Raw genomic sequence first — 13,643 nt, 5'->3', positions numbered from 1 at the left:
GTCAGGTCTCGATCAGTATGTCGGGTGTTGCCGGCTGTACGGCATGGGCGTGGAACGGGCAGCGGGACGGGTTGAGCGACCCTGCCTCCTGCAGTTGGTACTGCTTCCACTCGTAGTTGTCGGCATCGCCGAAGAAGCCAAGGGTGTCGGGCATGACGCCGTCGTTGTAGTGGTGCACGCGCTCGCGGATGCGTTCGCGGATACGATGGCCGCTTTCGGTGTTGACGTTGGCCACTTCGTCGAAGTTCGCCCGCGGGTTGATGACGAAGGTGATGTGTGGCCCCAGGTTGCGGCTTTTCATCTGCTGGTGGCCGGGGAAGTTCATGTTGATGAACAGCGGCATGCCGGCAAAGCAAAACGACCAGGCATTGTCGTCGGGGTCGGTCGGGATGCCCTGCGGCCAGGGATGCGGGTCGCGCGCGTGCACACCACGCAACACCTTCCAGGCCAGCGCCTGTTGCTCGGCCAGGGTGTAGTCGGCGGCGGTTTCGAGAAACACCACCAGTGGGCTGCCGATACGCTGCTTGGCTGGGATAGGTGCGACGGTGCGCACGTAGTCGGCCAGGCCCATGGCGATGTCATCGGCCAGTTGCCCGGCGCGGGCGAAGAGAATGTGGCAGGTTGCGCCGTTTACCGCCTTGCGGCCGAACAGGCAGGGAAACTCGGGGTTGGCGAGGACACTGCGAAAATGTTCTACGGCTTTGTAGGTCCAATGTCGCGTGTTGCGCACATGGTCAGCGGCCAGCTCTAGCGCATCCAGGCGATAGCAAGTTCCATAACCCGTCGACATGATTTCCCCAGGCGTAAATTTGATGAACGTTCAAGTCACATGCAGGCAGGATCTTGGTTATGTTTATTATTTACCTGCATTTTCCGAGACGTCCTTGGCGTTGTAAAACGCGTGGAACTATGACCTACTATTAGTCTTACTCATGCTCGGGGCGTCGCCATGTCGGAACGGATTCAGGCTTTGCACGCGCTGCGTGCCTTCGAGGTAGCCTCTCGCTATGGCTCATTTACCCGTGCCGCGGAAGAGCTGGCCCTGACCCAGGGCGCCGTCAGCCACCACATCAAGACCCTCGAAGCCATGTTCGGCTGCGACCTGTTCGAACGCCGCGGGCCGAAGCTGGCCCTGACCGAGCACGGCCGCCTGCTGGCGCAGGAACTCAAGGTTGGCTTCAAGATCATCGAAAATGCCTGCGCCCTGCTGCGCCAGGACCGCTACGGCCTGCGTCTGAAGGCACCGTCCACGCTGACCGTGCGCTGGCTGCTGCGTGCGCTGGATGCGTTCAAGAAGACCGAGGACAACTGCAGCGTGCAGCTGTCCAGCGTGTGGATGGACATCGACAGCGTGGACTTCTATTCCGAGCCTTACGACTGTGCGATCCTCCTGGCCAGCGGGCGTTTTCCCGCCGATATCGAGAGTTTCAAGCTGTTCGATGAATGGCTGATCCCGGTGTGCCACCCGGATTACATGGCCCAGGCACAACCGGACCTTGCCGATCTGGCCCAGTGCGAATTCCTGCACCCGTCCCCTGACCGGCGAGACTGGCGGCGCTGGCTGGCTCGCATGGACGCGCTGGACATCAGCATCGACCACGGGCAAGTGTTCGATACCCTCGACCAGGGCATCTCGGCTGCCCAGCAAGGCCTGGGTATTTCGGTGGTCGACCTGGTGCTGGCCAGTGCCGACCTGCTGGCCGGGCGCCTGGTTACGCCGTTCAAGCACGCGGTGGCCACCGGCGACGGCTATTACATGACCTGGCTCAAGGCCAGCCCCAAGGCGCGGCAGATGCACAAGCTGCGCGAGTTCCTGCTTGGCCAGGTGCCACCGCTGCCCTGCAAGGACATCAATTACCTGTACGGTTGAACACGCGTTCGAGCAAGCGCCCGGCCGCCGGCAAGCGCCCGGCGGTGGAGTGGTTTGTGGCGGGGGTGTTTGTCTTGAGGGATTCAGCGCCTGGGAGATCGAGCGCCGCCCGCGCGGCGCTTCGCAGCACAAGGCTGCTCCTACATCTTTTTCGGGCCAGTTATTCCTGTGGCAAAGGCGCGCGGCCACTTGGTGTCCACCTCGATATCATGCCGGGCAAACAAGGCGGTCGCGTGCATTGGGGCAGGCGTAATTGGCCCGAAACAGATGTAGGAGCAGCCTTGTGCTGCGAAGCGCCGCGCGGGCGGCGCTCGATCCCACAGGCGCTGAAAATATTGCGACAAACACCGGCTGGCCCCAACAAAATGCGCTGCGACGGTGCGTCAGCGGTAGAATCCCGCAATCAGCGCAATAAACGATTCAGAGGTCGACGCGGTGGAGTTGCAGCAGGGCTTTGTCCTGACCCGACATTGGCATGACACGCCCGAAGGCACCTGCGTGGAATTCTGGCTGGCCACCGACCAGGGGCCACGGCAGCTGCGCCTGGCGCCACAGGTATCGGTGGCATTCATTCCCCAGGCGCAGGAAGCGCACGCGCGGGTGCTGCTGGCCAACGAAGCCGGTGTCGAGTTGCGGCCGCTGCAGCTGAAAGACTTTGACCAGCGCCCGGTGCTGGGCCTGTACTGCCGCCAGCACCGGCAACTGATGCAGCTGGAGCAACGCCTGCGCACCGCCGGTATCGATGTGTTCGAAGCCGATATTCGCCCGCCCGAGCGCTACCTGATGGAGCGCTTCATCACTGCCCCGGTGCAGTTCACTGGCCAACCGGATGCCCAGAGTGTGTTCTGCGATGCCCAGCTCAAGCCCTTGACGGGTTATCGGCCGCCGCTGCGCCTGGTGTCGCTGGACATCGAGACCAGCGAGCGGGGCGAGCTGTACAGCATTGCCCTGGAAGGCTGTGGCCAGCGCCAGGTGTACATGCTCGGGCCGGCCAATGGCACGGCTGATGGCCTGGATTTCGACCTGCACTACTGCACTGACCGCGCCGACATGTTGGCCTGCCTCAACCAGTGGATGGCCAGACACGACCCCGATGCAATCATCGGTTGGAACCTGATCCAGTTCGACCTGCGCCAGCTGCATGAGCACGCCAAGCTGCTGCAGGTCCCGCTGGCACTGGGGCGCAATGGCGCACCGATGACCTTGCGCAGCCATGCCGGTGGTGGCCACGTGTTCGCCGATGCCCCGGGGCGGCTGCTGATCGATGGCATCGAGGCGCTGCGCTCGGCGACCTGGAACTTCCCGTCGTTCAGCCTTGAAAGTGTCGCCCAGACGTTGCTCGGTGAGGGCAAGGCCATCGATACGCCGTACCAGCGCATGGATGAAATCAACCGCCGCTTCGCCGAGGACAAGCCGGCGCTGGCGCGCTACAACCTCAAGGATTGCGAGCTGGTGACACGCATCTTCGCCCACACCCGCCTGCTCGAATTTCTGCTGGAGCGGGCCTCGGTCACCGGCCTTGCGGTGGACCGCAGCGGTGGCTCGGTGGCTGCGTTCTGCCACTTGTACATTCCGCAGATGCACCGCCTTGGCTTTGTCGCGCCCAACCTCGGCAGCCGCCCCGACGAAGCCAGCCCCGGTGGCTTCGTCATGGATTCGCGCCCGGGCCTTTACGACTCGGTGTTGGTGCTGGACTACAAGAGCCTGTACCCGTCGATCATTCGTACCTTCCTGATCGACCCGGTGGGGCTGGTCGAAGGCTTGCGCCTGCCCGACGATGAACACTCGGTGGAAGGCTTTCGCGGTGGGCGTTTTTCCCGTAGCGAGCATTGCCTGCCGGCCATCGTCGAGCGGGTATGGCAGGGCCGGGAAGCGGCCAAGCGCGAGGGCAACGCGCCGCTGTCGCAGGCGCTGAAGATCATCATGAATGCCTTCTACGGGGTGTTGGGTTCGAGCGGCTGCCGCTTCTTCGACCCGCGCCTGGCTTCCTCGATCACCATGCGCGGCCACCAGATCATGCGCCAGACCCGTGCGCTGATCGAAGCCAGGGGCTACGAGGTGATCTACGGCGATACCGACTCCACTTTCGTCTGGCTCAAGGGCGCCCACGGCGAGGAGACTGCAGCACGCATCGGCCGTGAGCTGGTGGCCGAGGTCAACCAGTGGTGGCGCGAACACCTGCGCGAGCAGATGAGCCTGGATAGCGCGCTGGAGCTGCAGTTCGAGGTGCATTACCGGCGCTTCCTGATGCCCACCATCCGCGGCACGGACGAGGGCAGCAAGAAGCGCTACGCTGGGCTGGTGCAGCGGGCCGATGGCGGCGAGCAGATGGTCTACAAGGGCCTGGAGTCGGTGCGTACCGACTGGTCGCCGCTGGCCCGGCAGTTCCAGCAAGAGCTGTACGGGCGGATATTCCGTGGCCAGCCATACCGCGATTACGTGCGCGACTATGTGCGGCAGACGCTTGCCGGTGAGCTGGACGAATTGCTGGTATACCGCAAGCGCCTGCGTCGGCCGCTGGCCGACTATCAACGCAACGTGCCGCCGCACGTGCGCGCGGCCCGGCTGGCCGATGACTACAACCGCCACCTTGGCCGCCCGATGCAATACCAGCGTGGCGGCTGGATCAGCTACCTGATGACCACCGCGGGCCCCGAGCCGCTGGAAAACCGGCAGGCGCCCATCGATTACGATCATTACCTGAGCCGCCAACTGCAGCCGGTTGCCGATGCCATTCTGCCGTTCGTTGGCGACAGTTTCGAAGGATTGGCAGGCCAGCAGCTGGTGCTGTTCTGAAGAGGTGGTACCTATCTAGCCTATCGCTTGGCAAGCCTGCGTCTAGTGTCGGGCCTTTGGATCAGCCAGAGGCGCAACAACGTGACTACACCCAGCCAGGAACTACCGCCAACCGCCGATACGCTGGCCATGGAGCAGGCCTATCAGGACAACCTCATCGTCAAACGACTGCCCAGATGGATTCGCCGGCTGCGTATCGTATCGCCGACCGAACAGAACATCCCGGCCAACGGTCTGTATGAATCGCAGCATGCTGCTTTACGTGGCGCGTTGAAAGACAGCCTGGCCTGTCGACAGTGGCTGGAAAAGGAGCTTGCGCGCATCGAGGGCATCGACCGTTTCGTCAAGCCGCTGCTTCAACACGCCATGCAGGGAGAATTCGGTACCAGGGAAAATGTCGATGGCCTGTATTTCAGGCGCTGGTACACCTACACCGCTCCCAGCCAGGGCAGCGTGTGGGGGCGCTATCCGGTGGTGGAAAAGGACTATTTCGACGTACCGCTGATCGAGGCGGCACTGGACAACTTCACGCCGGGCGAGGGGCGGAACGAACAGCACAAGGACAACTGCATCGTCGACAGCCTGTCGCAACGCCTCGCGTCGCCAACCGCGCCTGCCTTCGCGCGCTTGTGCCGCAAGCTGGACCTGGGCAAGCGCTATCAACAGCACCTGGACTCCGTGCTCAAAGCGCCGAACAGCCAGGCCAGCGGCTGGCGCAGCATGGCTTCGACGCTTGCCCAGCTGTACAGCTCGGTCATGCTGATCGATGCGTGCAAGGCCAAGAGTGATGGCGTACTGAATGCCGCTGAACTGGAACTGGTGGTGGAACTGTGCAAGCACGGACGCCCCGGCACGCTCTACGAATCGAAAGTGGTGGCCCGGCAACTGAAGGCGTTCGGCTGCGACTTGCAACAGATCGTGATACTCGATGTATTTCATGACAAGGTCAGCCGCAAGATCATTGTCTATATTCCCGATGACCCCCACGGTCCCTGGACCGCAAGCCCCGACCTGGAAAGCTTCACCCGCAAGGTCCTGGGCCAGCGTCTGCGAGACAAGCGCTATCAGGATTTCTTCAAACGCTTCATACGCCGGCGCGACAGCCAGCAGTTCTTCTCCAGAGTTGCCAAGGACCTGGTAGGCGTCGCCGATTGGGCAACCCGGGAAATGGACCAGCACATGCGGGACTACCCGCTGCCGTTGTTCGAGCACCTTGCTTGCGCACGCATCGATCACATCAAGGACGATGCTGCGGTGATTGCAACGCCGGTGTCTGACCTTGACCGCAAGGCCCAGGAAGCTCATCAACAAAGGTTGGTTGCCGAGGGTTGGACACTGGCCACGGTGGCGGGCGTGTTCATCCCTGCGCTCAATGCACTGCTGCTGGCGGTAATGGTCTGGGACCTGCTGGGCGAGCTGTTCCAGGCCGTCGAAGACTGGCGCGAGGGCGATACCAGCGCCGCGATGGAGCATGTGCTCAGCGTGACCAAAGACCTGGCCGTGATCGGTGTCACCGCTGTGGTATGGCGGGAAGCGAGCCGGGCCTGGGCCGCATTGGACCAGTGGGTGCCAGCGCGCCTGGAAGACGGCAGCGAGAAACTCTGGAATGGAGACCTGGTGCCGTTTCGCAGTGCTGCACTTCCCGCTGGGGAAGTGGCCGATGCAATGGGCATCTACCGTGCCCAGGACAGAAGCTGGATGAGCATGGACGGCCACAACTACGAAATCGTCCAGCGCGCAGATGAAGAATGGCAACTGGCACCACGAGGTGGCCATGGACCTTTGTTGCGTCACAATGACGCCGGTGCCTGGCGGCTATGGACCGAGCAACCGGCCAGCTGGACAGACAAGCACAGGATGTTCCGCCGCCTGGGTGAGCGTTTCGCTCGCCTGGATGATGAACAGATTGACCAGGCCATGGCCGTCCATGCCCTGGATGCAGACCATCTACGGGCGCTGCATGTGTACGGCCGGCCACCTGAGGCCGAGCTGGTCGATACCGTAGAGCGCCTGCTGATCGACCGCCGGCTGCAAACCCTGCTGGACGATTTGAAGCTTGGGCGGGTGCCGGAGGACGCGCCGTTGCTGGCGAAGGCCCGCGCCTTGCCTGGCGTCACCGAGCAGGGCGGGCCAGCATTGGCGGCGCAGGTCTCTGCAAGGCGGCGGCAGCTGTTTCAACAGGTGTATGACGGGCAGCAGGAGCCAGACGATGCGGCGGTGGCAACCTTGCGCAAGGCCTTCCCGAGCCTGCATCGCCGAGCGGCGCGCGAGCTTGTGGGCGAGCTGTCGGCAGAAGGTGCGGAATTTCAGGCACTGGTCAGCGGCACAGTGCCGTTTCGGCTGGTCGAAAGGGCCAGGCTGAGCGTACTGCGTATACGTGTTGCGCGTGCCTGCGAGGCGCTGTTCATCGATACGCCCCAGACCCTGGACCAGGCAAAGGTCGCGTTGACTCTGCTGGAGACTCTGGATGTCAGGGAGACCAGGCCGCGCTGGCGATTGCACGATGGCGATAGTCCGCAACCGATAATAGCTACTGCTGGTGGCGGACAGAACTACAGGCTTTTGCATGACAACGGGCAGTTCGAGCTTGAAGATGCGCTAGGCATCGAGCTGCGTGGCCCCGGCGAGCTGTTCGAGACCTTGGTGGCTGCGTTTGCCCCGGCCGATCATGTGGCACTTGGTATCACTGAACCCTACGCCCCGGGTTTGAGAGCAGTGTTGGCCCAGCAAATGCCTGGGCACAGCAGCGTACTCGCCCAGGTATTGGGCAAAAAAACTCGACAGCCATGGATGCTGGCGCCACTGCGCCTGGAGGATGGCAGGGTCGGCTACCCGCTGGGCGGTGTCCAGGGACGCTTTGCCCGGCCAGCGCCTCGACCCCGGGCGTTCGAGGCGCGTCTGCGCGATCTTTACCCAGCGTACAGTGATGAGCAGATCGCCACCTGGCTGACCACGTTGCATGCTTCGGGGCATGATACCGACACCGAACTTGGTGTGCTCGAAGAGCAGGCGCGCCGGTTGAGCGACCACTTGAAAAGCTGGGAGCGGCGAGGGTTGCTGAACGGTGAACGACCCGAGCGCAAGCGGTTTCGCAAAGCAATCATGCAATGCTGGCAGGCACGGGTGCCCGGTGTAGTTGCACCTGAGAATGAACCTCCGGCTTTGGTGTGGCATTACTGCGCTTACGACCTGTGCTCATTGCCTGAATTGGGCCCACTCTTCAGCTTCCCGCATATTACCGAACTTTCCCTGCGTAGCCTGTTGCTCGAAGAGGTACCAGAGCAATTCCTGCTTTCATTCCCCAATCTGACCTCGCTGGAACTGAGTTACAACCAGTTGCGACGTCTGCCAGCGAGCCTGTCGTTGCTCAATAAGTTGCGCATACTCGACCTGTCCGGCAATCGCATCTCTTTGGACGGGCCCCAGGCTCAAATGCTGGCGCAATGCAGCCAGTTACGTTACCTGAACCTTTCGGACAACCGCTTGAACATTACCTTTTCCGTGGCGCAAATGACCCACTTGTCCGAACTGCGTTTGCGCAATGCCGGGTTGGTATTGCTGCCCGACGACATCACGTCTTGTCAGACGTTGTACATGCTCGATGCTTCCTACAACTCCATCACGCTGTTGCCTCCCAACTTCATCCAGTCCTCGTTGTGGCGGGACGGCTACGTGGCGCTCTCAGGCAATCCTCTGCTGGTGCACCAGGCTGAAGATGTGCAGCAGGTCTGGAACATTCCGGAAGAAAGTTCAATCCCTCACAAGTTTCGCTGGGTGGACCGCCTTGATGGTGAGAGACGCGAAGATCTGGGTAACCTGTGGAACACTGTTGGGCAAATGGATGGCGCGAAGAATTTTATGGAGTTGCTGTCACGACTTACGGGTTCGCAAGACTTCATCCATCCTCGATATGGAGAACTGCTGGCCTCACGCGTTCTCGCCATGATGGACAAGCTGCACAGCTCACCAGCACTGGCCAATGAAGTTTTCGCCAATGCATTGGTCGAAAACTGCGCCGACAATGCCACGGTTGTGTTCCAGCAGCTTGAAATGCGATGCCTTGTGTGGGAAGCCGAGCAGGCTGCCCCTACTGGCAGCCAGGAGCGAGCCCTGGTGAATCTGGCGCGGCAGTTGTGGAGGCAAAAGGAGGTTGATTTCATCGCCTTGCGCAAGGCTGTGGATGCGGGTGCAGGCAATGAGTCGATGGAATGGGCGTTGGCCTACTCGATCCGCTTGCGCGATGACCTGGGCCTGCCTGGCAACGCGCGGAGCATGCTACACGCGGGCATCCCGAACCTCGATGACGCTTCGGTGACGAGCGCGGCTGATCAGGTCAGGCGTAACGAGACAGACCAATCGGTGGCAGAGTGGATGCTCAAGCAACCGTTCTGGAAAAATTATCTCGAGCAACATTATGTACGCGAACTGGAGGTGCCGCAGCGTTTTCATGACCAGTTGGCGGAAGATGCTGATGCGGAGAACGCCGAAAGGTTGCAGGTGGAGGTCAATGAGTGGAGGGACCGGACCGAGCTTCAATTGACCATCGAGGCTCTGCAACGGCCGGCATGACCAGGGCGCATTGGACTATGCTCAAGCTACATGTGATAGGGGTACTTTTTCGGGCTCGGGACGGGGAACGACCGCACTTGGTAACCGCCGGTTACTGTTCATTCAAACATGGAGGCCTTTTGCTGGTTTACGCTCGCTCGTCGGATCTTTCGCCCTGATCTGTAGTCTTCTGGTTTATCGAGAGAATAAGGAGATACGCATGCTCGTCCGGTCACTGACCCTCGCCACCTTGCTCGCGCTCGTCGGCCCTGTGTTTGCCGCCGACAGTGACGCGCCGCTGGCCAAGGAACTGGGCAAGGCCAGGCCCTTGGTCGTCATTGCGCCCAGCAGCGCCGACCCGACCTTGCGTGGGTTGAACGAGGCCCTCAAGGACCCGGCCACCCAGGCCGCCTTCAAAGAGCGCAACCTGGTGGTGTACAGCGTTGCCAACATGATGGGCAAGCGTGAGGACAAGAACCTCGAGCAGCAGACCACCATGGCCCTTATCCGCGAGTTGAAGCTGGGTGCCAGCAAAGGCACCAAGGTGATCCTGGTGGGCAAGGACGGTGAGCGGCACATGCTCAAGGACGACGAAGAGGGAGGAGCCATCGACCCGCAGGTGATCCTCAAGGCGGTCGATGATCTGCCCGCCAGCGAAAAAGCCGTGACGGCGCCGGAGCCTGTGGCAGCGGCGGCACCGGAACCCAAGGCCAAGGACAGCAAGCCTGCCAAACCCGCCAAGCCGGCCGCGCCACCCAAGCCGCTGGAAGACTGACCCTGCACGACGGCCCCGAGGCACCTTGGGGCCGTTGTGTATCCCACTGTATCTGCCCATGCCGCAGACCCATTCCCATACAAAACCGCACCCCGCGCGATACATCCACGACATACCGCAACGGCCTAATGGCTCCACATTCCAACCACAGTGGAGCGACACCATGACTCAAGTACGAAACACCCTCGGCCTGCTCGGCGCTGCCCTGATCGGCAGCATGGCTTTGAGCAGCAGCGCTTTTGCCGTCGAGCCGTTGGCCCAGGGTTACCAACTGGCTTCGGCCAAGGTGGCAGGCGAGGGCAAATGTGGTGAAGGCAAATGCGGTGGCAGCGCCAAGGCCACCCAGGGCGAAGGCAAATGCGGTGAGGGCAAGTGCGGCGCCAGCGCCAAGGCCGGTGCCGAAGGCAAATGTGGCGAGGGCAAGTGTGGTGATGCCTCGTTTGCCAAGACCGACAGCAACCACGACGGCAAGGTCTCGCACGACGAGTTCCTGGCGGTGGCGAAGGACCGTGCCGGCGACTTCGACAAGATCGACAGCAACCATGATGGCTTCATCTCCGAACAGGAGGCGGCGGATCACCTCAAGGCGATCTACCAGGCAAATGGCAAGGCCATGCCCGACGGCTTGTTCAGCCACCTGACCGGCAAGTCCTGAACCTCTACCCCATGAACCGCGCAACGCCCCTCCTGCTGGTCAGGCGGGGCGTTGTGCCTGTTGCGGAGACCTGTTCATGCACCCCACATCTTTGTCCCCTGTACCTTTACAGACCGGGCTTGGCCTGCGCCGCGGCCTGCTGCCGGAACTGCTGGCCATGGAGGCTGGCGCCGTGGACTTTCTCGAATGCGCGCCGGAAAACTGGATTGCCGTGGGTGGTGCCTATGGCAAGGGCCTGGCGCAGTTGGCCGAGCGTTTTGCCGTTACCTGCCACGGGCTGTCGTTGTCGCTGGGTGGCAGCGAGCCGCTGGACCGCCATTTCCTTGGCCAGACCCGGCAGTTTCTCGATCGGTACCAGGTGCGCCTGTACAGCGAGCACCTGAGCTACTGCAGCGATGACGGGCACCTGTACGACCTGATGCCCATTCCGTTCACCGACGAAGCGGTGCGCCATGTGGCCGCGCGGATTCGCCAGGCCCAGGAACACCTGGAGCGGCGTATTGCCGTGGAAAACATCAGCTACTACGCGGCGCCGTACCAGGCGATGAGCGAACTCGATTTCATCTGTGCGGTCCTCGAGGAGGCCGACTGCGACCTGCTGCTGGACGTCAACAATGTATTCGTCAACGCCTGCAACCACGGTTACGACGCCCGCGAGTTCCTTGCGGGCTTGCCTCAGGCGCGGGTGACCGGCATGCACGTGGCTGGCCATTACGATGAAGCGCCGGACCTCAAGGTAGACACCCATGGGGCTGCGGTGAAGGAGGATGTGTGGGCGCTGTACGCGGTCGCCTGTAAGCGTTTCGGTGTGCAACCGACGGTACTCGAGCGTGATTTCAACTACCCGCCGCTGGTCGAACTGCTCGCCGAAACGGCGCGCATCCGCACTGTGCAGCGTGCTTCTGGAGGGCATGCAGATGAATGAGACCTTGCGTGAGCAGCAGTACACCTTGGCCCGACACCTGCGTGACCCGCAGCGCCATGCGCCGCCGCCGGGCGTGGAGGCCCGGCGCCTGAAGGTTTACCGCGAGCTGTTCTATGGTGCTATCGAAGGTTTGCTGGCCGGCAGTTTTCCGGTGATGCGCCAGGCGTTGGGCGAACCGCGCTGGCATGCCCGAGTGCGAGACTTCTATGCCAACTATCGCAGCCAGACACCGTTGTTTACCGAGATTGCCGAGGCGTTCGTCGACTACCTGCAGGGTGTAGAGCTGGATGCACCTTGGCAGCTGGAGCTGGCGCACTATGAGTGGGTCGAGGCGCAGTTGTATCTGAGCGATGCGCAGGACCCGGCCCATGACCCGGCAGGCGACCTGCTGGAAGGGGAGCCACTGTTGTCGTGTGTGGCGCGGGTGCTGGCCTATCGCTGGCCGGTGGAGCGAATCGGGGCGGATTACCAGCCAGCGGTCGTGCCAGAGGCGCCGACCTTGTTACTGGTTTATCGCGATGCAGGGCTGAAGGTGCGCTTCGCGCGCCTGGCGCCGCTGGCGTACCGGTTGCTGGCGCTGGAACAGGGCAGTGGGCGGGCTCGGTTGCAGGCGTTGGGCGGTGCTGTGGAAGAGGGGGTGGCGTTGCTGGAGGGGCTGCGCGAGCAGGGGGTCATCATCGGTACATGTTGAGTGCGGGTACGGGGGCGCCTTGCGCCCCTATCGCGACACAAGGCCGCTCTTACAGAGGTACGTGATCCCCTGTAGGAGCGGCCTTGTGTCGCGATGGGCTGCAACGCAGCCCGGCAATATCACCTGCAGAACCGCCCTCTGAGCCAATGATCCAGGCTCAACCGCCCAGCCCCTTTCAGCAGCAGTGGCAGCAACGCCACCAGGTAGATCAGCGGCAGCTTGTAATTGCCAAAGCCTTGGTCGGTAATGGCATAACCTTGGGCCAGTTCGGCCAGGCTCGACCAGTGCGCCGGCCAATGCACCGCGGCAATCGCCACCACGGTCACCACCATCAGCCCCAACGAGGCCAGCCGGGTACCCAGCCCCAACAACAGCAGTAACGGCAGGATCAGCTCCGCCCACATCGACAGCTGCCAGTTCAGCTCTGCAGGCAGCAGGTTGAAGGGGAACGGGAAGTTCGCCTGCAGGTCGGCGAACCAGTTGCTGCCATTGAATTTCTCCCAGCCGGATTCGAAAAACTCCCAGGCCAGAAACAGCCGCAACGGCAGGTCGGCGCTCCAGGTACCGAAGCGGTCGAAGGTGGTCAGGGTGCGGGTCAAGGTGGTCATGCTGGTTTCTCTCTTCAGGAAAGGGCACGGGCGTTACGGCGTTGCTGGCGGGCCAGCTTGGCGGTGAGCTTGACGGCGATGGCGCTGAACATCAGGGCGAACGCCAGCGGGTACCAGCCGCCCATGGGAATGCGTTTGTAGAACGACAGGCAGAACACCGCGGCCAGTACCCACATGCCGGTACTGTGCAGGGCCTGCCAGGCACGGCCACCCAACAGGCGCATCGGGGCCTTGAACGAGGTGATGGTGAGCAGCAGCAGGAACAGGTAGCCGAGGGTGCCGGGCAGGCTGGAAGTGAACGTGCGGCCGGCCCAGAACAGCTCGGGGAATTGCTGGGCATAGCGGTAGATCAGTACGCCGTGCACGGTGTGGGAAAAGGCGAATGCCAACCCCAGATAGCGCCGTTCCTGGAGGATGCGGCGGCTGCTGGTGCCAGGCAGCAAGGTCACCAGCGACGAGGCCAGAAAGGCCAGCAGGAATAGCGCGAAGGAGCTGCGCGCAGTGGCACGGATCGCGCTGCGCAGGCCGTCCGGATCAGGTTGGCTGGCCAGGACCACGGCGGTCATCGCCAGGGTCAGGCCGGCGAGCGTGGCGAACAGCTTCCAGCCGGAGGGAAGGGTGAGGGGTTTCATCAGGGAGGCTCCCGGGTGTGGTTGTGTGACCGGGAGTGTGTCGGGGTGGGGTATCTGCAGTGTGTCGGCGGTGGTGGGGTTGTGTATCGGATTGTAGAAGTCGCTCAAGCGCCGCAGTCCCTGTAGGAGCGGCCTTGTGTCGC

General features: G+C 62.4%; 10 protein-coding genes. 7 read left to right on the top strand and 3 right to left on the bottom strand.

Features of this window, described 5'->3' with window-relative positions; genetic code table 11:
• Position 1 precedes the first annotated feature (1 nt).
• Positions 2-790 carry a YqcI/YcgG family protein gene (locus WM94_RS04185; protein ID WP_061550512.1) on the bottom strand — a complete coding sequence of 263 codons (789 nt, stop codon included), beginning with the start codon at positions 788-790 and terminating at the stop codon, positions 2-4.
• Between the two features lie 159 nt (positions 791-949).
• On the opposite strand from WM94_RS04185, the gene WM94_RS04180 reads away from it, so the two are divergent.
• From WM94_RS04180 to WM94_RS04150, 7 genes are all read left to right on the top strand, one after another.
• A complete protein-coding gene (locus WM94_RS04180; RefSeq protein ID WP_061550511.1) occupies positions 950-1,870 on the top strand; it encodes a LysR substrate-binding domain-containing protein in 921 nt (306 codons plus the stop codon).
• A 435-nt stretch (positions 1,871-2,305) separates the two neighbouring features.
• On the top strand, positions 2,306-4,666 hold the full coding sequence (locus WM94_RS04175) for a DNA polymerase II (RefSeq protein ID WP_061550510.1): 2,361 nt from the start codon (positions 2,306-2,308) through the stop codon (positions 4,664-4,666).
• An 81-nt stretch (positions 4,667-4,747) separates the two neighbouring features.
• Positions 4,748-9,235, top strand: coding sequence for an NEL-type E3 ubiquitin ligase domain-containing protein (locus WM94_RS04170; protein WP_061550509.1), 4,488 nt, complete (start codon positions 4,748-4,750; stop codon positions 9,233-9,235).
• Between the two features lie 199 nt (positions 9,236-9,434).
• On the top strand, positions 9,435-9,989 hold the full coding sequence (locus WM94_RS04165) for a DUF4174 domain-containing protein (RefSeq protein ID WP_031325877.1): 555 nt from the start codon (positions 9,435-9,437) through the stop codon (positions 9,987-9,989).
• A 163-nt stretch (positions 9,990-10,152) separates the two neighbouring features.
• The gene (locus tag WM94_RS04160; protein WP_039614096.1) at positions 10,153-10,644 is read left to right on the top strand and encodes a hypothetical protein; all 492 of its coding nucleotides are present in this window, start codon (positions 10,153-10,155) and stop codon (positions 10,642-10,644) included.
• A gap of 76 nt (positions 10,645-10,720) precedes the next feature.
• Positions 10,721-11,569: a DUF692 domain-containing protein gene (locus WM94_RS04155; RefSeq protein WP_061550508.1), complete on the top strand. Its 849-nt coding sequence runs from the start codon at positions 10,721-10,723 to the stop codon at positions 11,567-11,569.
• On the top strand, positions 11,562-12,260 hold the full coding sequence (locus WM94_RS04150) for a DUF2063 domain-containing protein (RefSeq protein WP_061550507.1): 699 nt from the start codon (positions 11,562-11,564) through the stop codon (positions 12,258-12,260). The genes WM94_RS04155 and WM94_RS04150 overlap by 8 nt, the downstream gene beginning before the upstream one ends.
• A gap of 119 nt (positions 12,261-12,379) precedes the next feature.
• Here WM94_RS04150 and WM94_RS04145 read toward each other — a convergent pair whose 3' ends face one another.
• On the bottom strand, positions 12,380-12,868 hold the full coding sequence (locus WM94_RS04145; RefSeq protein WP_061550506.1) for a DoxX family protein: 489 nt from the start codon (positions 12,866-12,868) through the stop codon (positions 12,380-12,382).
• A gap of 14 nt (positions 12,869-12,882) precedes the next feature.
• A complete protein-coding gene (locus WM94_RS04140; RefSeq protein WP_013971970.1) occupies positions 12,883-13,500 on the bottom strand; it encodes a ferric reductase-like transmembrane domain-containing protein in 618 nt (205 codons plus the stop codon).
• Positions 13,501-13,643 lie beyond the last annotated feature (143 nt).

It is taken from the genome of Pseudomonas sp. ABFPK, from assembly GCF_001586765.1.
Lineage (GTDB): Bacteria > Pseudomonadota > Gammaproteobacteria > Pseudomonadales > Pseudomonadaceae > Aquipseudomonas > Aquipseudomonas asiatica.
This window is presented reverse-complemented; position numbering and strand designations above follow the sequence as displayed.